Origin of the sequence: Butyricicoccus faecihominis (assembly GCF_014648015.1) — a bacterium.
GTDB lineage: Bacteria > Bacillota > Clostridia > Oscillospirales > Butyricicoccaceae > Agathobaculum > Agathobaculum butyriciproducens.
Window position 1 is genome coordinate 202,147 of the sequence record NZ_BMQH01000002.1, and the last position, 21,944, is coordinate 224,090.

Genomic DNA, 21,944 nt, shown 5'->3' on the forward strand with positions numbered 1-21,944 from the left:
TATTACTAAGTATTTTGAACAATTTCTTTATTTATCGCCGGTTTCCTTGATTGTGGAGATCACATCTTCCACAGCGTCGGAACCCACAAGATAAGCGGCGATAAAGCCGATAATGAGGGACGCAATCGGCATGACAATAAATCCGTTTGCCAGAAAAATCGCAGCGCACAGAAATCCCGTGCAGCGAATGATGGTCTTACGCAGTTTATCCATAAGACGGCCTCCTTACTCGGAATCCTTATCCTTCATTGCCGGGCGGACATGCTCATAATAGCCGAGAAAGGCCATAATCGCAAACAGAATGATGCCGGCGAAGGCGATAAGGAACATAATGGAAGCGTTGTCGGCAATCGACGCGGAAAGCGCCAGAATAGCCGCAATGACACCGAGCATGCCGGTTATCATGAGAATACCGCCGTAAACAAGCTGTTTCATAAACAATCCCTCCATATTCAGTTGAAAATCTATCTCTACCAAAGGCGGGGGGTCGCCCGCCCTGCAATTTAGCGATTTATTTGTCGCAGATTACTTTGCCTGCGTTTTTCTTCGCAAGACCGTCATGGATGAGCTTTGCTGCCTCGTCAAGCGAAACCTTGACCTGCTCGCCGCTCTCCATATCCTTGACAGCGACCACGCCCGCGTTGATCTCATCCTCGCCGAGGAAGATAACGAACGGAATGCCCAGCTTGTCGGCGTAGCCGATCTTGTGCTTGAACTTCTTCTGCTCGCTGTACAGCTGGGTGCGGATGCCCGACTCGCGCAGAGCGGTAGCGGTCTTGATGGCCGCGCCCATGTCGTCGGTCATCGGCAGGATAAGTACGTCCGCCGGTGCCTTGTTCATCTGGTCGTTCAGGTAGCCCTGCTCACCGAGAACGTAGAACAGACGGGTCAGACCGATGGAAATGCCAACGCCCGGAAGCTGCTTGTCGGTGTAGTACTCGGCAAGGTTGTCGTAGCGGCCGCCCGAGCAGATGGAACCGATTTCCGGATGGTCGAGCATAGCGGTCTCATAAACGGTGCCGGTGTAGTAGTCCAGACCGCGGGCAATCGTCAGGTCGATCTCGAAGTGGTCAGCCGGAACGCCGAACGCCTGCATATAGGTTGCAACCGTTTTCAGCTCCTCTGCGCCGAGGTCGAATACCTCGTTCCTGCCCTTGTAGCCCTCCAGCGCCGCGAGGATACCTTCGGTGCCGCCCGGGGTCTCGATGAACTTCAGCAGCTCGTCAGCCGCAGCTGCTTCCACGCCGAAATCCTCAACCAGAATGGTCTTTACCTTTTCTGCGCCGATCTTCTCCAGCTTGTCGATGGTACGCATCACGTCGCCGGCCTTCTCGGTCAGACCGAGGATAGCGAAGAAGCCGTTAAGCACCTTGCGGTTGTTGATGCGGATCTTGAAGCGCTGAAGACCGAGCGAGGTGAACGTCTTGTAGATGATGCTCGGCACCTCGGCCTCGTTGATGATGTCCAGCTTGCCGTCACCGATGACGTCGATGTCCGCCTGATAGAACTCGCGGAAACGGCCGCGCTGTGCGCGCTCACCGCGGTAAACCTTGCCGATCTGGAAACGGCGGAACGGGAAGGTCAGCTCGCCATAGTGCTGGGCAACATACTTTGCCAGCGGTACGGTCAGATCGAATCGCAGGGACAGATCGCTGTCGCCCTTGGTGAAGCGGTAGATCTGCTTTTCAGTCTCGCCGCCGCCCTTGGCAAGCAGTACCTCGGAGGACTCGATCAGCGGGGTATCCAGCGGATAGAAGCCGTACAGCGCATAGGTTTCGCGCAGTACCTGCATGATGCGCTCCATCTGCACCTGCGGTGCCGGAAGCAGCTCCATAAAGCCGGATAAGGTTCTGGGTTTTACTTTTTCCATAACTATTTTGATTCTCCTCAAGACAGACGTATGCACCGAATTGGCGTACCCGATCCGGTGCAACGAATGCTATGTTTATTTTTTGTTCTTCGGGTTGACAATATTACGCCAATCCAGATCACCGCGATCCAGACCGAGGATGAGCATCTCGGCGGTTGCCGAGTTGGTTGCAATCGGGATATTGTGCATGTCACACAGGCGGGAAATCGCATGAACGTCCGGTTCGTACTGTGCGTTGGACATCGGATCACGGAAAAACAGCACGAGGTCGATCTCGTTGTAGGCTACGCGCGCGGAGATCTGCTCCTCGCCGCCCTGCATACCCGCAAGGCACTTGTCGATTTTCAGACCGGTAGCTTCTTCAACAAACTTGCCGGTGGTGCCGGTGGCACAGATATTATGCTTTGCAAGAATACCGCAGTATGCCATGCAAAATTGTACCATCAGTTCTTTTTTGCGGTCATGTGCGATCAGTGCTATATTCATCAGGAATAACCCCTTTCCTGTATATTCATGTTGAGATTACTTACAATTTAAGTGGAATACGCTCGCCGTTGAGCCGCCGGGCGATATTCATAAAGGCGCGAGCCGCGCCCGTGTGCTTGACGGCATGAATGCTCCTGCCGCTGTTGCTGCACGAAATGAGGTCCACATCCTCGGGTACGAGACCGAGCAGGGGAAGTCCCGCTTCGTCCATCGCGTCGTCGATGTTGCCGGATTTGCCGTGGCTGATGAGCTGCGGACGCACGCGGTTAAGCACCATGCGGATGCGCTGTATGCAGTATTCCTCCTCCAGCTTGCGGGCGCAGCGTTCTGCGCCGCGGACACACACGCGGTCGGTCGAGGTGACGATGATCGCCTGCGTGGCAATATGCGCCAGAAAGGAAAGCTCAGCCGGCAGTCCGGCGGGACCGTCGATCAGCAGGTAGTCGAACCCGGCCTCCTCGGCCTGCACAGCCAGCTGCTCCATGCCGCGCTCGCTGAGAGCGGGAAGCGCCACCGGTGCAGTGAGTAAGTACAGCGTTTTCATATCCGGATGACACGCCATGGCATCCGCGAGGGGGACTGCGCCGCCTGCCACATCGGCAAACGAGTAGACCACCCGGTCGGACATGCCGAGCACGATATCCAGATTGCGCAGACCGCAGTCGCCGTCAATCAGCAGCACTTTGCTGCCAAGCTGCGCGAGAGCCGCGCCTACGCCCGCTGTAAGGGAGGTTTTTCCTGTGCCGCCCTTACCGGACGCAACAAGAATCACCTTCAACATACCGCCTCCGAAAGAAAACCTTATTTAAGGCAATACTGCATAAATCTGCAGATTCGCCTACAAGTGTATTATAAACTAACAGCGGGCGGTTTACAAGCGTTCCTCGAGATTTTTTTGTTGAAAACTTGGAAAGCCGCCTGGTTTGAACGCAGAAAACCCGGCAAAATCACATTTGCCGGGCTTAGGCTGCCGCGAAACTGCAGTTTCGCTTACAATTGTTTTATCGAATCAGGGTGTTCTCCGCCTGACGGGAGGCTGCGCGGTCCGACTTGCCGACAGAGAAATACTCATCAAGCATATCACGCACAATCGGCGCAACGTAAGCGCCGTGGCCTGCGCCTTCACCGACCACGCAGATAACGATCTGCGGGTTGTCAAAGGGTGCAAACGCGATGAACAGACCGTTGTCGAATGACTCGCCGTTCTCGAACATCTCGGCCGTACCGGTCTTGCCGCCGACCTTGATGGGGTAGTCCGCGAAAACGCTGCCTGCGGTACCGCCCTCGTCGGTAACCTCGCTCATGCCCTGCATGACAAGCTCACGCGTGGCATCCGAAATGTCGATCTTGCCGCGCACCTCGGATTCATCGGTTTTCATAAAGCTGCTGTAATCGTAGCTTTTGATGCTTTTGACGAGCGTCGGCTTGTACAGCGTGCCGCCGTTTACAATCGCGGAAACATAGTTTGCCAGCTGCAGTGGCGTAAAGCCGTTATCCGACTGACCGATCGCTGCGTTCAGATCATCGCCGCCCTGCCATTCGCGGATCGCCGGGTCGGCCTTGCGCTGCTGCTCACGGTAGGTCGGGCCTGCCGCCTGACCGGTGGTTTCACCGACCTCGATGCCGGTCGCCGTGCCGAGACCGAACTTCTTAGTCCACTGTTCGAGGTGCTCACCGGTCAGCTTCTGACCGACCGTGTAGAAGAACGTATTGCACGAGTATTTGAGCGCATCCGTGACGTTGAGCGTCATGGGTGTGTCGTGGTTGTTGCAGCGGAAGGTCTGTCCGCCGTACTCGTAGGTGCCGGTACAGGTAACGTAGGTGTCACCGGAGATGATGCCTTCCTCCAAACCCGCGATGGCGGTCACCATCTTAAAAGTGGAGCCCGGCGGGTACACACCTGAGGTTGCACGGTTTACCTCCGGATGGCGGCTGTCCGCCTGGATGGAGGCGTAGTTTTTGTTGTAGTTTGCCAGATCGTAGGTCGGGTAGGACGCCATCGCGAGCACCTCGCCCGTGTTCGGGTCGAGCGCAACAGCCGCGCCGCCCTTGCCGTAGGCAGACAGATTGCTTTCCAGCGATTTCTCGGCGACTTCCTGCAGGTCAAGGTCAATCGTGGTGATAACATTGTCGCCCGGTTTGGGAGCCGTAGCGGTGGTCTGCTCGGCAATAGCCGAACCGCCAAGGTCGGTCTCCACCGTGCGGGAGCCTGCCGTGCCGTGCAGATAGGACTCGAGTGCGCTCTCCAGACCGGATTTGCCGATGAGATCGCTCATCTGGTAGCCTGTCTTGTCCTTGTAAGGACCGCCGTTTTTGTCGGAATTCCACTCGTCGGAGGTCAGGGAGCCGATCGTGCCGAGCAGGTGCGCGGCGGTGGCGGTGTCGTACTGGCGGACGGCTTCGCTCTGGATTTCAATGCCCTGAAAATCCGCGCTGTGCTCCTTGATATAGGCGATCAGGTCCATCGGCACATTGTCCGCGAGCGTGTAGGTCGCCTGATTGCTGAAGCCGACCGTGCGCATACTGTAATAGATGCCGACCATCGTGCGGGCGTCCGCAAGCGAGAGATCGGTCGGCATGCCGAGGTTTTTCTCCATATAGGCGCGCATAGCATTGATAAACTCGGTCGGGGAGACCAGCTTGGTCGCATCCACCTGCGCCGACTGATCAATGGTGTTGCCGTTCTCGTCGGTCTTGGGGTCGGTCTCGCTCGCCTGCTTGGCAGCGTCTACGGCCGCCGTAACCGCATCCAGACCGAGCGACTTGGCGCTGTCCTTCATATAACCCGACAATTCGGTCAGCGATGAGCTGTTGTAGGTAAACGGCGCGGACTGCGTGATCGGCAGCCGGTCGTTGATGGACGGAATCGCCGCCGTGTCCGCAGAAACCGCCTGCGCGGTGTCGGTCGGGGTGTCCGAGGACGTATCCGTACTGTCTGCGGCATCCGCAGAGGTGTCACTCGAGGTATCGGTGGCAGCAGCCGTCTTTGCGGCATTCTGCTTGGCGGTCGCGTCCACGGCTGCGGTCTGGATACGGTGCGTCAGATCGAGCAGGGTATCAAACCGCTTGTCGTTGCCGTCCCAGAAGGACGAGTAGATGAGCACGAGCGAAAAGCCGGTGTTGTTGGTAACGAGCGGCCTGCCGTAGCGGTCGAGGATCTCACCGCGGGCTGCGGAAACCGTAGACGTGGTGGTGAGAAACTCCGCCGAGCGGCGGACATACTTTTCGCCGCTCAAAATCTGCAGCTGGAATAACTGCGAGAGCGCCACACCGCTGCACAGCAGCAGCAGTCCGCACAGCGCGAGCAGACGGCGAAGCAGTTGAGGTTTATTTAACATGGGGAAGTGCTCCTTTCCGCAAAGGGTCAGCGGCTGCGCTTGCGGGATTTGCTGCTGAGCCTGCGCAGCGGCAGGTAAACGATAAAGCAGAACAGGCAGGTCAGCACCGTACCGACGGCAAGCTGCCGAAGGACGATCAGGAAGGACGCGCCTGCATGCATCAGCGAGAAGAGATACCGCAGCAGACCGAGCAGCACACACTCAAACGCCGTAAGGATGAGCATGGAAATATAATTGCGGGTGAGCAGTCTCTGGCAGAGCTTTCCGGCGGCATAGCCGAACAGCAGGAAAAACAGGGGATAGAGACCGTCTACGCCGGTGAAGCTGAGGTCATAGCAGATGCCGACCGTTACGCCGGTAACAGCCGCCTCCGCCGGGCCGCCGAGCAGCGCGGCTGCCGTGACGAGTGCGGGCAGCAGATCGACCGCAGAGCCGAAAATGCGCATGCCGCCAAACGTGCCGGTCTGCAGCGCGAAGATAATCACCGAAAACAGCACATACACGATCAGCTTCGGGATGGAAATATGTTCTCTCTGCATGGCTTACTCCGCTGTGTCCGTATATTCGGTGATGATGGAAACCGAGGAAACGCTGTCCACGCTGACAAACGGCTTGATGACCGCGTAGTACGACAGGCCGCTTTCCTCCGGCTGCACGCTTTCCACCGTGCCGATGAGGATGCCCTTGGGGAATACACCGCCGCGTCCCGAGGTCTCGACCGTATCGCCGACGACCACCTTGGAGTCCTCGCGCAGATAGGACAGGCGAAGTGCACCGCGTGTCATCAGGTTATAGTCGCCTTCCGCGATGGCGGTCTCGCGCGTGCGGGTGACAAGCGCGCCGCACTGCATTTTCGGGTCGGTGATGGAAGTCACCTCGCAGGTGTTGTCGGTCACCTCGCTGACAAAGCCGAGCATGCCGTCCACGGTCGTTACGAGATCGTCCTTGTTGACGCCGCTCGAGCTGCCCTTGTCCAGTGTCAGCGTATCCGCCCAGTCGCCCGGACTGCGGGCGATGACCTCGGCGCTGACCGTCGTGGTGGTGCGGGTGTTCTCCGGCTGCCCAAGCTGAGAGCGCAGCTGGTTGTTTTCCTCGAGCGCGATCTGTGCGTCGCGCACAAGCTGTGCATTGTCGCTGATCTGCTGCTTGAGCTGCTCATTCTCGGCCTTGAGTGCATCAAACTCGGTGAAATAATCCAGTCCCTTGTTGAAAAAGTGTCCGACACCGGTGCCGAACCGCTGAAACGGCCGGACAACCGCACCGGCGGCTCTCGTGATCGGCGAGGAATTGCCGCTGATGCCGCTGTACACCGCGGAGAGAATGCACAGCAGAATGACGACTGCCGCACCGATCAGGAGCGGAGAGCCGACTTTATGACGTCGTCGCAAAACGAATCTTCCTTTCATAATGTTGCACTGAAATGTGGAATTTCAGCAGGTAAATGCGGCTTACACCGCATGAATATCGCGCAGAATGGTATAAAGCGGAGCCACAGGCAGACCCATGACGCTGTAATAGTCGCCCTCGATGCCCTTGATGAGCAGTGCGCCGTGGCCCTGAATGCCGTAGGCGCCGGCCTTGTCGAGCGGCTCTCCGGTGGCAAGGTAGGCGGCAAGCTCGTCCTCCGTAAAATCGCGGAAGGTGACGCGCGTGCAGGTGTGCAGCGTGTGCGCCCCGCCGTCCGGCGTGAGCACGGCAAGTCCGGTCAGCACCTCGTGGGTGCGTCCGCGCAGACGGCGGAGCATGGAAGCGGCCTCGTCCGCGTCCTTCGGCTTGCCGAGGCGCAGTCCGTCGATCGTGACCATGGTATCCGAGCCGATGCACACGGCGTTCGGGTGCTGCGCCTGCACAGCCTCGGCCTTGAGGCGGGAAAGACGGGTGACTTCCTCACCGAGCGGCGCATCCCGCAGGGTTTCGTCCGCATCGGCAGGGCAGACCGTAAAGTGTTCGGTGATAAGGCTCAGAAGCTCCCTGCGCCGCGGCGAAGCGGATGCTAAAACGATCTCCATTATTCGACTCCTCTTTTATATAATCCGTTGGTAAATTCGCCGTCCAGCGGTGCGCCGGACAGGAACGCGCGGGCAATCCGTGCACATTCCTCGGGCGATTCGATGGTGAACTGCAGACGCGCGGTCTGTACGCCCAGGCGGGCAAAATCCTCACGCAGACAGAGCGGACGGCTGTTCAGCAGCGTGTTGCGGCAGCCGAATTCGTTCAGCAGCGGGAAACGCTCCTTGCGGCGGTCGGTGAGGTACGTCACGCCGTTCTGGCACGAGCACTTGCCGCCGTGCTGACGGCGAATGGCGCAGTTTTCAAAGATCATCAGCGGCAGACGGCCGTAGACGATCAGGTCGGTCTCGAGCGGACCACGCATATCTCGAATCTGCGCCAGACGAGCCTCGAACGAAAGCGTCTGGCGGGAAACGCCCATTTCAGCCAGTGCGCTCAGCGTTTTGCTGTTGTAGGCGTTCAGACCGAAATCGCCGTGCACGGTAAAGCCCAATCTCTTTGCAAGCGGGATGTGACCGATGTTTCCGGCGAGAACCGTGTCGGTTCCTCGGCTCATGGCTTCACCGAGCAGCATCTCGATCTGCGGCTGCTCGTTGTCCGAGAACACGCGCGGCAGGATGGCGGGCAGTCCGGTCTGCGCTGCAACTTCAAGCGGGACGTAAACGGTCTCCAGACCAAGCTCGCGCAGCGCGTCTGCCTGCGCCTTGGTGCGCACGGCTGCGGTGTAGCCGCGGAAGCCCTCGCGGGCAGCGGCCTCGTCGTCGCGCGGCAGCACGCTGCCGTGCAGCCAGTCGCGGGAGGGCGCAACGCCGCGTTTTGCCAGCAGAAGGTCGAGTGCATCGCGGCGCATGCCGTTCATCACGGACGCCGGGATCATCAGACCGTCCTGCACCTCGATACGCATATTCTCAATATAAAACGGCGTGCCGCCGGTCTTTCTGAGCGATTTTTCGATCATCTCCGGTGTGGTCGGGCGGTTCTGCGCCTGCTCTACCGGCATGGCGACCGAAACGCCGTCTGCACTGAGCACCGCGCCGGTGTCCTTGCGGGCGGTAAAGCAGAGCGAAACCGGCACGAGCGGTGCCTCCTTGCCCTCGGCAAAGCGATGCGCAGCCTCGTCATAGAGTTTCTTTACCTCGTTCATCGGCACATCGGTCTTGGTGCCGAACATGCTGTTGCCCAGTTTGCCGGTGTAGTAGCCGTCGGTGAAGCCGTCGCGCGAGAACACGCGGCGCAGAATGTCACGCTCCTCGGCGGTCGGCCTGCGGTGCTCGCGGAGCAGGTCGGAGTAGACCTTGGTTACAATAGCGGCGTACTCCGGACGCTTCATGCGGCCCTCGATCTTGAGCGAGGACACACCCCAGTCGGAAAGCTCGGCAACGTGTCCGGCGAGCATGAGATCCTTGAGCGACAGCGGATAGCCGCCGCTGTACGGCAGGCGGCACGGCTGTGCACACAGACCGCGGTTGCCCGAGCGCTGACCGATCACGGCGGACAGATAGCACTGCCCCGAGTAGCACATGCACAGCGCACCGTGCACGAACACCTCGGTCTCGACACCGGCCTGCTCGGTGATGAGTTTGATCTCCTCACGGGAGCATTCCCGGCTGAGCACCACGCGCGAAAAGCCGATGTCGCGCGCCTGCTTTGCTGCGTCGAGCGTGTGAATGGTCATCTGTGTGGAGGCGTGCAGCGCGAAATCCGGCGCGTGTGCGTGGATGAGCCGCGCCAGTCCCAGATCCTGAATGATGAGCGCGTCCGCGCCTGCCTCGTACAGGAACTTTGCGTCCTCGAGTGCATCCTCAAGCTCGCGGTCGCCCGCAAGAATGTTGAGCGTAATATTGGTTTTTACGTCGCGTGCGCGGCAGTAGGCGATGGCGTCTGCCATCTCGTCATGCGAAAAGCCCTGTGCGTTGCGGCGTGCGTTGAACATGCCGAAGCCCATATAGACCGCGCCTGCACCGGACTGCACAGCGGCGCGAATGCCCTCCGGCGAACCGGCGGGAGCAAGAAGTTCTACTTTATTCCTCATTTGCGGTTGTGATTCGGGTGCTTGCCGTTATTCTGCGTCTGCCGGTCGCGCAGTGCGGCAAGCTCGGCTTCGAGGGCACGGCATTTTGCCTCAGCGGCTTCGGCGGCAGACTTGGCCTTGATGTAATCATCTGCCAGCGTGATCGTTGCCAGTGCCAGCGCGCGTGTGGATGCGAACGACGGCGAGCCGCCGCAGTGCGCCACGGTCTGGCGTGCCAGCTCGGCTACCTCATTCATATAGTCCGCGCTCTCGTCGGAGACCAGATTGTATTTTTGACCGGCAATATGAAGAACCATGCGGTTTGCCATAACGGGTCCCTTCCTTTCATTATAATATATATGCGGACAGCGCCGCTGAAAAGCGGTACTGTCGAATTTGGGCATAAGAAGATAAGATATAGTATAGCACAATATGACAGGTTTTGAAATAAAAATTCTGTGCAAACGATAAAAATCTCCGTATAAAATTTTCACAATGTGTATAAAGTGTAAAAGATTTGTGTTCGGCTTGTCTCTCGCGTTTTAGTGTGATACAATGTGTATATTGGCGGAAGTCCGGGAAAAGGCTTCCACGTTATCTTTTGGAGGTCATTTTTATGCTGAACATGAACGAGGTCCGGCGCATTGTCGTCAAGGTCGGCTCCTCGACGCTGACTTATGACAACGGCAAGCCGAATATCCGCCGTATCGAGCGTCTGGTACGCACGATCAGCGACCTGCAGAACCGCGGCTTCGAGATGGTGCTCGTATCCTCGGGTGCGGTGGCGGTCGGCACGGCAAAGCTCGGTCTGGCGGAGAGACCGAAGGAGCTGTCGGTCAAGCAGGCGGCAGCGGCTGTCGGGCAGTGCGAGCTGATGCACATTTACGACAAGATGTTTCTGGAATATGGCATTAACGTGGCGCAGATCCTGCTGACGCGCGAGAATATCGTCGATGACGACCAGCGCACCAACATCCATAACACGTTTACCGCGCTGACCAAGATCGGCGTTGTGCCCATCATCAACGAAAACGACACGGTTGCAACCGCCGAGCTGAAGCACATCGAGAACTTCGGTGATAACGATACGCTGTCCGCAGTCGTGGCACGCATGTGCGATGCCGATCTGCTGGTTATCTTCTCGGATATCGACGGCCTGTACGACTCCAACCCGCGCACCAACCCGCAGGCCAAGCTGATTAACCACGTCGGCAAAATCGACGCAAAAATCCGCCGCATGGCGGGCGGCGCCGGTTCCGCGCACGGCACGGGCGGCATGGCGACCAAAATCACCGCCGCAGAGCTTTGCATGGACGCAGGCATTCCCATGATGGTCGCCAACGGCGATAAGCAGGGACTTTTGTACGATATTGTGGACGGTAAAGAGGTTGGAACCCTGTTCCAACGCGAACGCTAACGTATACCGTAGGGCGCGACGACTCGGCGCGCCGTTTCTAACGAATTGCGGATGGTTTACAGCGGCGTGCCGAGGTCGTCACGCCCTACGAGATAAATTGTGCAGATTATGAGGTGAATATATAATGAGAACGCTTATGCAGATCGCCGAGGACGCACGCCGCTCCAAGTACGCGGTGGCGAAGCTCGGCACGAACGACAAAAACCGCGGCATTCTCGCCATTGCGGACACGCTGATGGCACATGCGGACGAGATCATCGCGGCAAACAGGATTGACATTGAAAACGGCAGAGCGGCAGGTTTGAACGACGGCCTGATCGACCGTCTGATGCTGGACGAAAAGCGCATTGCGGGCATTGCCGAAGGCTGCCGTCAGGTGGCGGCGCTGCCCGACCCGGTCGGTGAGGTGCTCTGGATGCATAAGCGTCCGAACGGCCTGAACATCGGTCAGAAGCGCGTGCCGATGGGCGTGATCGGCATTATCTACGAGGCTCGCCCGAATGTCACCGTGGATGCGGCTGTGCTGTGCTTCAAGGCCGGTTCGGCGTGCATTCTGCGCGGCGGCAAGGAGGCGTTCCAGTCCTCCATGTGCCTGACAAAGTTGATGCGCGAGGCACTGGCGGCCGAGGGTCTGCCGGAGAACGCCATCAATCTGGTGGAGGACACCAGCCGCGACACCGCAACCCAGATGATGAAGCTGAACGGCTATCTCGATGTGCTGATTCCGCGCGGCGGCGCAGGACTGATCCGCTCGGTTGTCATGAACGCGACCGTGCCCGTCATCGAGACCGGCACGGGCAACTGCCACGTTTACGTTGATGCGGCTGCCGACCTTGAAATGGCGAAGAATATTCTCGTCAACGCCAAGTGCCAGCGCCCGAGCGTATGCAATGCGGCGGAAAGCCTGCTCGTCCACAAGGACGTTGCGGAGAAATTTCTGCCGATGGCAGCAGAGGGCCTTGCACCCGATCATGTGGCAATTCACGGCTGTCCGCGCACGATGGACATCCTCGGTGACAGCATTGCGCCCGCGACCGATGAGGATTACGGCAGAGAATACCTCGGCTACGAGATTTCGTGCAAGGTGGTCGATTCGCTCGATGAGGCCATTGACCACATCAACCGCTTTAACACCGGTCACTCGGAGTGTATCGTCACCCGCGATTATGATGCGTCGCAGCGATTTTTGGAGGAAGTGGACGCGGCGGCTGTCTATGTCAATGCGTCTACGCGCTTTACCGACGGCTTTGAGTTCGGCTTCGGCGCTGAAATCGGCATTTCGACCCAGAAGCTGCACGCACGCGGTCCGATGGGTCTGACCGCGCTCACCACCACCAAGTATATCATTTACGGAAATGGACAGGTGCGATAATGGATAAAACGATGGAGAAGGAATACAAGTGGCGTGCCGACGAAAAGCTGCTCGGTCAGGCGCTGCTATGGGCTTCCTCGCGGATTGGCAGCCAGAGCCGAACCATCAACATGGAATCCAGCTATTTTGACACGGCGGACGGACTGCTGAAGGAACATCAGGCGGCACTGCGTCTGCGGCGCGAGAACGACCGCAGCGTGTGCTGCATGAAGCTGCGCAACACGGATACGCCGGACGGCATGCGCGCCCACGAGGAGTACCAGTGCGAGGCGGTCTCTCTGCTTGACGGTCTGCGCCGACTGCCCGAACTTGGTGCACCGAAAGCCCTGTGCGAGCGGGCGCTGGCAGCCGACCTGCAGGAAATCTGCACGGTTTCATTCCGCCGGTGTGCGGTTCTGCTGCAGGAGGGCGATACCGTGTGCGAAATGGCGCTTGACGAAGGCGAACTGCGTCATAACGGTAAATCGGCGCCGCTGTGCGAGATCGAACTTGAGTATGTCGCAGGCAGCGAGGATACCTTCCACGCGCTTGCCGCAGAGCTGGCGCAGCAGCTTGACCTCGTGGTTGAGCCGACCAGCAAGCTGGCGAGAGCGATGGCGCTGTAAATTTCGCTTTACAAGACGGCTCCTATACAGTATAATGGAAACTGCAACAGGGGAATGAGGTTCTCCCTTGGACAAACGTCCTAAACCGCTTTTTTAGACTTTTTTTAGACTTAAAGCTGATGACTTCTGCGTTAAATTTACGCAGATGCCATCGGCTTTTCTGCGTTTCTGGGAGGAAAAAACTATGCTTACTTCACTCGCGCTTGCATTTCTGCTCGGTCTGGCTGCGGCGGCACTGTGCAGCCGGATTGGTCTGCCGCGCATCATCGGCATGCTGCTTACGGGCATTCTGATAGGCCCGTATGTGCTGAACTGGCTGGACGATTCCATTTTGTCCATCTCGTCCGACCTGCGGCAGATGGCGCTCATCATTATTTTAATTAAAGCGGGTCTGTCGCTCGATTTGTCCGACCTCAAGCGGGTGGGACGTCCGGCGGTCATGATGGCGTGCGTGCCTGCAAGCTGTGAGATTCTGGCGTTTTTTCTGCTCGCGCCGCACATTCTGGGCATCAACCGGATAGAAGCGGCCGTCATGGGTGCCGTGCTCGGCGCGGTATCTCCGGCGGTGGTTGTGCCGAGAATGGTACAGCTGATGGAAGAAAAGCGGGGAACAGGGCAGGGCATTCCGCAGATGATACTGGCGGGCGCGTCCTGTGACGATATTTATGTGATCGTGCTGTTCTCGACCTTTGTCGGCATGGCACAGGGCGGCAGTGCCAACATGATGGATTTCGTGAACATCCCAATTTCCATTGTGCTCGGCGTGGTGCTCGGCGCGGCTGTCGGTCTGCTGCTGCACCTGTTCCTTGAAACCGCGTACCGGCATGGCTGTTACGTCCGCAACAGCACGAAGGTTATTCTGATTCTCGGGCTGTCGTTCCTGCTGATGGCGGTAGAGACATGGCTCAAAGGCATCGTGTCCGTGTCCGGACTGCTGGCCGTTATGAGCATGGCGTGCGTCCTCAAGATCAAAAGTTCGGAAAAAGTCACCAAACGCCTGTCTGCCAAGTTCGGCAAGCTTTGGATTGCTGCCGAGGCGATTCTTTTCGTGCTGGTCGGCGCGGCTGTGGATATCCGCTGCGCAGTACAGGCCGGTGCAGCCGCTGTGCTCATGATCGCACTTGCGCTCGTGTTCCGCGCGGTCGGCGTGAGCCTGTGCATGCTCGGTACCGGGCTGAACCGGAAGGAGCGCCTGTTCTGCGTCATCGCCTATCTGCCGAAGGCAACCGTGCAGGCGGCCATCGGCTCGGTGCCGCTGTCGATGGGTCTGCCGTGCGGACAGCTGGTGCTTTCGGTTGCGGTGCTCGCCATCCTGATTACCGCGCCGCTCGGCGCCATTGGCATCGACCGCACCGCCGGACGCCTTCTCATGCAGGAGAACTCGTTCGATATTGCAGAATGAGGATATGTTGGGTGCGTTTGTGATAACTGCTGTCATTTTTCTTGGCGGAAAATTGTGCAAAGTGTATATTTTTCGCTAAAGATGCAATTTCCTTCGTGAAATCTTGCAAAATTGCACGTTTCCGTGTATAATTAAAGTGAAATTTTAGGAGGGTAAAACATATGACTTTCGACAGCATAATCACAATAGCGGCATTCTGCTGTTACCTGATCTTTATGCTCTGCATAGGCATGTATTTCGTCGGCAAAAACCGCACGACAAATGAGTATTTTCTGGGCGGCCGACAGCTTGGCTCGTGGGTAACCTCCATGAGTGCGCAGGCATCCGATATGTCCGGCTGGCTGCTGATGGGTCTGCCGGGTGCGGCGTACCTGTCCGGTATTTCCGCAGGCTGGATTGCCATTGGCCTGGCCATCGGCACTTACCTTAACTGGCTGCTCGTTGCAAAGCGTCTGCGCCAGTACACCAAAACCGCAGGTGATGCGATTACGCTGCCGCAGTTCTTCAAAAACCGTTTCCACGATGAAAGCGGTTGGATTTCGGTTGTTGCAGCGGTGTTCATTCTGGTGTTTTTCCTGTTTTACACTGCGTCCGGCTTTGTATCCTGCGCGAAGCTGTTCTCGTCCGTATTCGGCATTCCGTACATAGTGTCGCTGCTGGTCGGTGCAGTAGTCGTTATTTCGTACACGTTTGCAGGCGGCTTTTTCGCTGTTTGCTGGACCGACTTCTTCCAGGGCATCCTGATGTTCTTCTGCGTGCTCGCGGTTCCGACCATTGCTATCTTCTCGATGGGCGGCCCGACCGAGTTCTTCTCGCAGGTGGAAGCGTTCAATCCGAATTTCCTGAATATGCTTGTTGACGGTGCGACCGGCGTGCCGTATACTGCAATGGGCATCATCTCGCTGCTTGCATGGGGTCTCGGCTACTTCGGTCAGCCGCATATCCTCGTGCGCTTCATGGGCATTTCGTCTCCGCAGGCGATCAAGAAATCCCGACGCATTGCTACGGTATGGGTGCTTATCTCGCTGACCGCAGCTATCATGATTGGCGTTTCCGGCCGTATGTTCCTCGGCGACGGACTGCTGCTCAATGACGGCAATCAGGAAACCATCTACATTAACATGGTAGCGAAGATCTTCCCGGTATTCATCGCCGGTATCTTCCTGTCGGCTATTCTGGCAGCCATCATGTCCACTGCGGACAGCCAGCTGTTGGTTACCGCATCCGCTATCACGGAGGACTTTTACCACAACAAGATCCGCAAGAACGCAAGCGAGAAGGAGCTGATGTGGGTCTCCCGCGGCTGCGTTATGGCGGTAGCAATTATCGCTGTTCTGATCGCAACCAACCAGAACAGCACCATCCTTGGTCTGGTATCCTACGCATGGGGCGGCTTCGGCTCTGCCTTCGGTCCGCTGGTTCTGTGTTCGCTGTTCTGGAGACGCACGAACAAGCAGGGCGCGTATGCCGGCATTATCGTCGGCGGCGTGGTCGATCTGGTATGGGCGCAGCTGTCCGGCGGCATCTTCGATCTGTATGAGATCGTGCCGGGCTTTGTGTTCGGTCTGCTTGCTATCGTTGTTGTCAGCCTGCTGACGCCGGCACCGACCAAGGCAGTGACCGATGAGTTCGATTCCTACCATCACTGCGTAGAGTAATCTGCAAAAGCGGAAGTTAAGGCAGCACCGCAAAATTTATTCGCAAATCGCTCTTGTTTAATTATGCGATATTGCCTTAAGAGTAAGTAATGTAAGTAAAGGGAATACCCGATGTGGTACCGCCCGGAATCAATGAGGCGAGGAGGAGACTGCTATGACAAAGCAGACCGGAATTGTAGACCGTTTTGAAGGCGATTCCGTAGTCGTTGAAGTAAACGGCGAAATGGTGAATTTCGACCGTGCCGATGCACCGGCAATGCTGTGCGAGGGCATGGTGGTCATCATCAAGGACGACCGTATCGTTGATATCGACGAGATCGAGACCCAGCGCATGGAAAACGATATGCGTCGTCGATTTGAGCGAATTCTCGGTAAGAATACTGATTGAATACCCCAGTAAAGGAAAGGCAAATACCAATGGAAAAGAAACCCTTTTTGACGCTCCAGCAAGTGCAGGAGATCACCAAAACCTATCCGACTCCGTTTCACATTTACGATGAGAAGGCGATCCGTGAGAACGCCCGCAAGGTAAAGGAAGCATTTGCGTGGAACCCGGGCTACAAGGAATACTTCGCTGTAAAGGCGACGCCGACCCCGCGTCTCATTCAGATTCTGCATGAGGAAGGCTTTGGCTGTGATTGCTCCAGCCTGCCTGAGCTGCAGCTCAGCGATGTGTGCGGCGTAAAGGAGCATGACATCATGTTCTCCTCCAACGTCACGCCGGCAGAGGACTACAAGCTCGCATCCGACCTGAACACCATCATCAACTTCGATGATATTACCCACCTCGATTTCTACGACAAGGTAGTAGGCGACTGGAAGGAGACCATGTCCTGCCGCTTCAATCCGGGCGGTGACTTCGTGCTGAACAACTCCATCATGGATACCCCGCAGGAGGCTAAGTACGGCATGACCCGCGAGCAGCTGGTCGAAGCGTTCAAGTACATGAAGCAAAAGGGTGTTAAGCATTTCGGTATTCACGCATTCCTTGCCTCCAACACGGTTGCCAATGCGTACTATCCGGCACTGGCACGCATCCTGTTCCAACTGGCGGTTGACGTGCAGAAGGAGACCGGCGTGCATATCGCGTTCATCAACCTGTCCGGCGGCGTAGGCATTCCGTACCGTCCGTCGCAGGAGCCGAACGACATCATGGCCATCGGTGAAGGCGTACATCAGGCTTACGACGAGGTTCTTGTTCCGGCCGGCATGGACGATGTTGCCATCTACACCGAGATGGGCCGCTTTATCCTTGGCCCTTACGGCGCTCTGGTTGCCCAGTGCATCCACCAGAAGCATACCTATAAGGAGTATGCCGGTCTGGACGCCTGCGCGGCAAACCTCATGCGTCCGGCGATGTACGGCGCATACCACCATATCACCGTGCTCGGCAAGGAAAACGCGCTGTGCGATCATACCTACGATGTGACCGGCGGTCTGTGCGAAAATAACGACAAGTTTGCCGTTGACCGCAATCTGCCGCAGATTGACATCGGCGATTACGTTTATATCCACGATACCGGCGCGCACGGCTTCTCGATGGGCTATAACTATAACGCAAAGCTGCGTTCCGCAGAGCTGCTGCTTTGCGAGGACGGCTCGGTAGAGATGATCCGCCGCGCAGAGACCCCGAAGGACTACTTTGCAACGTTTGATTTTACCGGACTGTTTGATAACATTAAGTAAGAGCCTTACGCATACAGAAAAGGACCCGTTTGGGGTCCTTTGAGGCTGTCGAAAAACTTTGTTTTCCGAACAGCCTCTCGCTCGAAACCACGCTTTCGAGCGAATCTCGAAGAAAAACCGCGTCCTGCGGACACATTTTTTCTTCCCTTGTATAAATTCCGAGATACATGCTCCCGGAATTTATGAATTTGCAAAGCAAATTCGATTGAATGCGTGCTGCCGCACGAAGCATAAAAATCGAATATTGCTTTTTCGACAAGCTGAAAGGACCCCTTTGGGGTCCTTTTTGCGTTCTGTGGAGTAATTGAGGATTGAAAATGGAGAATGGAAAATGAACGTACAGATGAAACAATGTCTCCGGTTGGGTTTAACATAAGGGGGTTATTGGGGAACGGCGGGGTGAGGGCACCCCGCCCTACGGATAGTTGTTAAATGATATTAATGGATTATATTCGTAGGTGCCGTCCGTAATAACGAGCCAACGAGTTGCGCGACACGGGTATCCTCCAGAGGACCTTCTCTTGCCCTTCGGGCAATTCACCTTGTGTCGCGCCTGCGTAGAGTAAACCATATGTGTAGCAGTAATGTATCTGGCATTGCATAGAGGTAGGGGAATGGGCGGACACATTGGTCCGCCCCTACGGAAGAAAAAATCCTCTGCCGTTCCTTTATAGTCTCAGTTCTGCAAATTTCGCCGTGCTATCCCAAAGGGAAAGGGGTGAAAATCAGAGGGTGGAAACCGCAGGTGTCTACCCTCTTGTGCCCCTGCCGGGTAGGCAAACCAATGTTAAATGTGTGTAAAGCCTGAGTATTAACGCAATTTTTATTGACAGTACCATGTAAAAACAATATAATTAAAATGTATGCGAATTGTGAAGAAATAATGAAAATGATTATGTAACAAAACGGGAGGAAGCATATGGATTTTGATGTGCTGTCAATCGTGCAGATGATCGGCGGTCTTGCGCTGTTCATCTACGGTATGACGACAATGGGAAAAGGTTTGGAGCGCGCAGCAGGCTCTAAACTGGAGAAAACGCTTGAAAAAATGACGGGCAATGTCGTTACTGCTCTGCTGATGGGCATGGTCGTTACCATGGTCATTCAATCTTCGTCCGCAACGACCGTTATGGTTGTCGGCTTTGTAAACGCCGGTATCATGACGCTCAAGCAGTCGGTGGGCGTTATCCTCGGTGCCAACATCGGTACCACGATTACCGCGCAGATCCTGCGTCTGTCCGGCGGCGAGGGCAGCGGCAGCCTGTTCATGGATCTGCTCAAGCCGAAGAATCTGGCATATATCATCGTACTTGTCGGCGTAATCATTATGATGATTGCAAAAAAGCGCCGTACCCGCGATATCGCGGATATCTTCACCGGTTTCGGTATTCTGTTCATCGGCATGTCGGTCATGGAGGGCGCGGTTGCACCGCTGGCTGATCTGCCGCAGTTCGCGGATCTGTTCGCTGCTATCTCCAATCCGGTGCTCGGCGTGCTGGTCGGTGCGGGCGTTACCGCGATCATCCAGTCGTCCTCCGCATCGGTTGGTATTCTGCAGGCGCTGTCCACCACGGGTGCGATCACCTATTCGGCTGCTATCCCGATCATCCTCGGTCAGAACATCGGTACCTGTATCACCGCATTCCTGTCCTCGGTGGGCGGCTCCAAGAATGCCCGCCGTACCGCGATGGTACACTTCTACTTCAACCTGATCGGCTCCATCCTGTTCCTGGTCGGCATTTATGCGATTCAGTACACGGTTGGTTTCTCTTTCTGGGATAACGCAATCGACAAGGGCGGCATCGCAAACTTCCATACGCTGTTCAATCTCACCTGTACGGTGCTGTTCCTGCCGTTCACCGGTCTGCTGGTCAAGCTGGCAACGGCAAGCGTGCCTGCCGAGGAGACGCAGGAAGACCCGCTGGCAAAGCTGGAGCCTCGCTTCCTGACCACGCCGTCCCTGGCACTCGATCAGGCGCAGCGCTGCATTGCCGATATGGGCGACACTGCCAAGCAGAATTTCCATCTGGCAACCGACCCGCTGTTCGGCGGCGCGGCTGCAAACGAGGAGATCTTTCACGAGCACGAGGCCTTCCTCGACCGTGCAGAGGTTGAGATTGGCCGTTACCTGACCACCATCCACAACATCCGTTCGGTTGATCAGCGCCGCCAGATGGCCGAGATGATGCACTCGCTGTCCGATTTTGAGAAGATCGGCGACTATGCGCAGAACATCTTCGAGCGTGCCGACGAGTTCCGTGAGGCCGGTCTGTCCTTCTCGCCGAGTGCGATGCAGGAGCTGCGCACCATGTGCGAAGCGGTTGCCGAGGTGCTCGACATGACCGTTGACGGCTATGACAATCAGGCTGTTTCGACCGCCCGTATGGTCGAGCCGCTGGAAGAAGTCGTGGATACGATGAAGGAGCGTCTCAAGAGCCGCCACATCGAGCGTCTGGGCCGGAACGAGTGCACCATGCAGACCGGTATCCACTTCCTGGATATTGTGCATGACCTTGAGAAGATCAGCGACCACTGCTCGAATATCGCCATTTATACCATTCAGCTGGCCGAGGGCGCAGCCGAGTTTGATACGCACGCCTACGTCAAGCAGGCATATAAGGAGACCCCGCAGTTCGCGGAGAAGCTCAAATTCTATCAGAATAAGTACCTCACCAAGATTGATGAAGTCGAGGCGATGGAGTAATCAAAAAGAGATTGGCTTGTGCCAATCTCTTTTTGATTGAGAATGGAAAATGATTGCGGCGGTCATTCGAGGCTGACATACTGCTGGGGATCGACCTTTTCATCATTCACCTGCACCTCAAAATGCAGATGCGGGCCGGTGGAGTTGCCGGTATTGCCGGAAAGCGCGATTTTATCGCCCTTGCTGACCACATCGCCGACCGACACGAGCAGCTGTGAATTATGCCCGTACAGCGTCTTGAAGCCGTTCCGGTGGTCGAGGATGATATAGCTGCCGTAGCCGTTGCCGGAGTCCTCTGCAACGATGACCTTGCCGTTATCCGCGGCATAGACCGGCGTGCCTTCGTCCACGGCGAGGTCTACGCCGCCGTGCAGGCGGCCCCAGCGGTACTTGAATGCCGAGGTGAACGTGTAGCTGTTCAGCGGCACGGCAAATTCTCCGGTGCCGATGCCGATATTGCGCGTGCCGACCTCGACAATTTCGTCGGTGGCCTGCCGGAGCACGGTGCGCGCAAGGATGGTGCGCGTGCGCTCCTCACCGTCCACGGTTTCAATCTCGGCGGTGACCTGCGCTGTGCCTGCACAGCCCTGCCGAACGGTCTCACGGTAGGTCTGGTCTTGATTTTCGTTCTCCTGCGTCACGGTGTCGAACGGAATCTGCTCGGTGTAGGTGACGGCGCGGGTCGCAGTCACGTCAAGGCATTGCGACAGGGTATCATACAGCGCGGAATCGGTCTCTGCAAGCGCGGCTGGCGCAACGGCCTTGTCCACGCGGACGGTCTGCAGGAAGTGTACGTTTTCGTCTGCCGCTGTCGTGTACGCGGCCTTGATCCGGTCGAGCGCGGCCTGCGCGCCGTCCGTATCGGCGGCAATGGCGGTCTGTTTGCCGTTCACCGAAATAATGGCAAGCGTGTCCAACTCACCGCTGGCAGTAATGAGATTGCGCTCGAGTTCCTCCTGCGTCAGCAGCGGAGCGGCTGTCCGCACCGGTTTGGCCTGCAGGCGCAGCGGCAGGTAATAATCCGTGCCGGAAACGGCAGATGCGCTGGATTCAACCGCGTTTACTGCGTTCAGCAGCGTTGCGCTGTCCTCGATGACACCGAGCGGTTGACCGTCCGCAAGCAGCAGCGTGCCCGGCCGGGTCAGCAGCAGAGCGGGCAGCAGGAACAGCAGTCCGAATACGCTCAGCGCACAGACCGAACGGCGGCGGCCTGCCTGCCGCAGAACGCCGGCGAACCGGCTCCAGATCGGCAGGTCATATACGCGGCAGATCGTGCGGTCGAGCAGCAGGATGAGCCGCAGAAGCAGGTAGAGCAGGCGTGAAATCACGCCCAAAACAAAAGATAACAGGTTTCGCATGATGGTAGTATGGCGGAATGATGTGCG

At 57.1% G+C, this 21,944-nt stretch carries 20 protein-coding genes and 1 riboswitch; of the genes, 8 read left to right on the plus strand and 12 right to left on the minus strand.

Features of this window, described 5'->3' with window-relative positions; genetic code table 11:
• Positions 1-27: 27 nt before the first annotated feature.
• From IEY11_RS02610 to IEY11_RS02660, 11 genes are all read right to left on the minus strand, one after another.
• A complete protein-coding gene (locus IEY11_RS02610; RefSeq protein WP_188885678.1) occupies positions 28-213 on the minus strand; it encodes a hypothetical protein in 186 nt (61 codons plus the stop codon).
• Between the two features lie 12 nt (positions 214-225).
• Complete coding sequence (locus IEY11_RS02615; protein WP_188885679.1) at positions 226-435, minus strand: hypothetical protein; 210 nt, start codon at positions 433-435, stop codon at positions 226-228.
• Positions 436-511: 76 nt separating this feature from the next.
• Positions 512-1,870, minus strand: a complete 1,359-nt coding sequence (gene hisS, locus IEY11_RS02620; RefSeq protein ID WP_119190966.1) for a histidine--tRNA ligase — start codon at positions 1,868-1,870, stop codon at positions 512-514.
• 75 nt (positions 1,871-1,945) lie between these two features.
• Positions 1,946-2,356: a methylglyoxal synthase gene (locus tag IEY11_RS02625; protein WP_110437294.1), complete on the minus strand. Its 411-nt coding sequence runs from the start codon at positions 2,354-2,356 to the stop codon at positions 1,946-1,948.
• Between the two features lie 40 nt (positions 2,357-2,396).
• Entirely contained in the window at positions 2,397-3,137 is a 741-nt protein-coding gene (locus tag IEY11_RS02630; RefSeq protein WP_117490997.1) for a nucleotide-binding protein, read from the minus strand.
• Positions 3,138-3,357: 220 nt separating this feature from the next.
• Positions 3,358-5,694, minus strand: coding sequence for a penicillin-binding transpeptidase domain-containing protein (locus tag IEY11_RS02635; RefSeq protein ID WP_188885681.1), 2,337 nt, complete (start codon positions 5,692-5,694; stop codon positions 3,358-3,360).
• 26 nt (positions 5,695-5,720) lie between these two features.
• Entirely contained in the window at positions 5,721-6,233 is a 513-nt protein-coding gene (gene mreD, locus IEY11_RS02640; protein ID WP_188885682.1) for a rod shape-determining protein MreD, read from the minus strand.
• Positions 6,234-6,236: 3 nt separating this feature from the next.
• Entirely contained in the window at positions 6,237-7,082 is an 846-nt protein-coding gene (gene mreC, locus IEY11_RS02645; protein ID WP_188885683.1) for a rod shape-determining protein MreC, read from the minus strand.
• Between the two features lie 60 nt (positions 7,083-7,142).
• The gene (locus IEY11_RS02650) at positions 7,143-7,703 is read right to left on the minus strand and encodes a Maf family protein (RefSeq protein WP_188885684.1); all 561 of its coding nucleotides are present in this window, start codon (positions 7,701-7,703) and stop codon (positions 7,143-7,145) included.
• A complete protein-coding gene (locus IEY11_RS02655; RefSeq protein ID WP_188885685.1) occupies positions 7,703-9,736 on the minus strand; it encodes a U32 family peptidase in 2,034 nt (677 codons plus the stop codon). Before IEY11_RS02655 ends, IEY11_RS02650 begins: the two co-directional genes overlap by 1 nt.
• Positions 9,733-10,044, minus strand: coding sequence for a cell division protein ZapA (locus IEY11_RS02660; protein WP_188885686.1), 312 nt, complete (start codon positions 10,042-10,044; stop codon positions 9,733-9,735). The genes IEY11_RS02655 and IEY11_RS02660 overlap by 4 nt, the downstream gene beginning before the upstream one ends.
• A 287-nt stretch (positions 10,045-10,331) precedes the next feature.
• Between IEY11_RS02660 and proB the strand changes: the two genes are divergently transcribed.
• The 8 genes from proB (at position 10,332) to IEY11_RS02700 (ending at position 20,559) form a co-directional block, all read left to right on the plus strand.
• Positions 10,332-11,132, plus strand: coding sequence for a glutamate 5-kinase (gene proB / locus IEY11_RS02665; RefSeq protein WP_118563969.1), 801 nt, complete (start codon positions 10,332-10,334; stop codon positions 11,130-11,132).
• A 124-nt stretch (positions 11,133-11,256) separates the two neighbouring features.
• Positions 11,257-12,504, plus strand: a complete 1,248-nt coding sequence (locus IEY11_RS02670) for a glutamate-5-semialdehyde dehydrogenase (protein WP_188885687.1) — start codon at positions 11,257-11,259, stop codon at positions 12,502-12,504.
• Positions 12,504-13,109 carry a CYTH domain-containing protein gene (locus IEY11_RS02675; RefSeq protein ID WP_188885688.1) on the plus strand — a complete coding sequence of 202 codons (606 nt, stop codon included), beginning with the start codon at positions 12,504-12,506 and terminating at the stop codon, positions 13,107-13,109. Before IEY11_RS02670 ends, IEY11_RS02675 begins: the two co-directional genes overlap by 1 nt.
• Positions 13,110-13,150: 41 nt before the next feature.
• A riboswitch (Fluoride riboswitch) is annotated at positions 13,151-13,245 on the plus strand.
• Between the two features lie 48 nt (positions 13,246-13,293).
• A complete protein-coding gene (locus tag IEY11_RS02680) occupies positions 13,294-14,511 on the plus strand; it encodes a cation:proton antiporter (protein ID WP_188885689.1) in 1,218 nt (405 codons plus the stop codon).
• Positions 14,512-14,672: 161 nt separating this feature from the next.
• Complete coding sequence (gene putP / locus IEY11_RS02685; protein WP_117490978.1) at positions 14,673-16,169, plus strand: sodium/proline symporter PutP; 1,497 nt, start codon at positions 14,673-14,675, stop codon at positions 16,167-16,169.
• A gap of 154 nt (positions 16,170-16,323) precedes the next feature.
• On the plus strand, positions 16,324-16,557 hold the full coding sequence (locus IEY11_RS02690; RefSeq protein ID WP_118360203.1) for a DUF3006 domain-containing protein: 234 nt from the start codon (positions 16,324-16,326) through the stop codon (positions 16,555-16,557).
• Between the two features lie 29 nt (positions 16,558-16,586).
• Positions 16,587-17,855, plus strand: a complete 1,269-nt coding sequence (locus IEY11_RS02695) for a diaminopimelate decarboxylase (protein ID WP_188885690.1) — start codon at positions 16,587-16,589, stop codon at positions 17,853-17,855.
• A gap of 919 nt (positions 17,856-18,774) precedes the next feature.
• Positions 18,775-20,559: a Na/Pi cotransporter family protein gene (locus tag IEY11_RS02700; RefSeq protein ID WP_118563965.1), complete on the plus strand. Its 1,785-nt coding sequence runs from the start codon at positions 18,775-18,777 to the stop codon at positions 20,557-20,559.
• 62 nt (positions 20,560-20,621) lie between these two features.
• On the opposite strand, the gene IEY11_RS02705 is transcribed toward IEY11_RS02700, so the two are convergent.
• Entirely contained in the window at positions 20,622-21,917 is a 1,296-nt protein-coding gene (locus tag IEY11_RS02705; protein WP_188885691.1) for a M23 family metallopeptidase, read from the minus strand.
• Positions 21,918-21,944 lie beyond the last annotated feature (27 nt).

Excerpts from the sequence above, each read along its gene's own strand:
- IEY11_RS02610 (WP_188885678.1), bottom strand. The coding sequence starts at position 213 with ATGGATAAACTGCGTAAGACCATCATTCGCTGCACGGGATTTCTGTGC.
- IEY11_RS02615 (WP_188885679.1), bottom strand. The coding sequence starts at position 435 with ATGAAACAGCTTGTTTACGGCGGTATTCTCATGATAACCGGCATGCTC.
- hisS (WP_119190966.1), bottom strand. The coding sequence starts at position 1,870 with ATGGAAAAAGTAAAACCCAGAACCTTATCCGGCTTTATGGAGCTGCTT.
- IEY11_RS02625 (WP_110437294.1), bottom strand. The coding sequence starts at position 2,356 with ATGAATATAGCACTGATCGCACATGACCGCAAAAAAGAACTGATGGTA.
- IEY11_RS02630 (WP_117490997.1), bottom strand. The coding sequence starts at position 3,137 with ATGTTGAAGGTGATTCTTGTTGCGTCCGGTAAGGGCGGCACAGGAAAA.
- IEY11_RS02635 (WP_188885681.1), bottom strand. The coding sequence starts at position 5,694 with ATGTTAAATAAACCTCAACTGCTTCGCCGTCTGCTCGCGCTGTGCGGA.
- mreD (WP_188885682.1), bottom strand. The coding sequence starts at position 6,233 with ATGCAGAGAGAACATATTTCCATCCCGAAGCTGATCGTGTATGTGCTG.
- IEY11_RS02650 (WP_188885684.1), bottom strand. The coding sequence starts at position 7,703 with ATGGAGATCGTTTTAGCATCCGCTTCGCCGCGGCGCAGGGAGCTTCTG.
- IEY11_RS02655 (WP_188885685.1), bottom strand. The coding sequence starts at position 9,736 with ATGAGGAATAAAGTAGAACTTCTTGCTCCCGCCGGTTCGCCGGAGGGC.
- IEY11_RS02660 (WP_188885686.1), bottom strand. The coding sequence starts at position 10,044 with ATGGCAAACCGCATGGTTCTTCATATTGCCGGTCAAAAATACAATCTG.
- proB (WP_118563969.1), top strand. The coding sequence starts at position 10,332 with ATGCTGAACATGAACGAGGTCCGGCGCATTGTCGTCAAGGTCGGCTCC.
- IEY11_RS02670 (WP_188885687.1), top strand. The coding sequence starts at position 11,257 with ATGAGAACGCTTATGCAGATCGCCGAGGACGCACGCCGCTCCAAGTAC.
- IEY11_RS02675 (WP_188885688.1), top strand. The coding sequence starts at position 12,504 with ATGGATAAAACGATGGAGAAGGAATACAAGTGGCGTGCCGACGAAAAG.
- IEY11_RS02680 (WP_188885689.1), top strand. The coding sequence starts at position 13,294 with ATGCTTACTTCACTCGCGCTTGCATTTCTGCTCGGTCTGGCTGCGGCG.
- putP (WP_117490978.1), top strand. The coding sequence starts at position 14,673 with ATGACTTTCGACAGCATAATCACAATAGCGGCATTCTGCTGTTACCTG.
- IEY11_RS02690 (WP_118360203.1), top strand. The coding sequence starts at position 16,324 with ATGACAAAGCAGACCGGAATTGTAGACCGTTTTGAAGGCGATTCCGTA.
- IEY11_RS02695 (WP_188885690.1), top strand. The coding sequence starts at position 16,587 with ATGGAAAAGAAACCCTTTTTGACGCTCCAGCAAGTGCAGGAGATCACC.
- IEY11_RS02700 (WP_118563965.1), top strand. The coding sequence starts at position 18,775 with ATGGATTTTGATGTGCTGTCAATCGTGCAGATGATCGGCGGTCTTGCG.
- IEY11_RS02705 (WP_188885691.1), bottom strand. The coding sequence starts at position 21,917 with ATGCGAAACCTGTTATCTTTTGTTTTGGGCGTGATTTCACGCCTGCTC.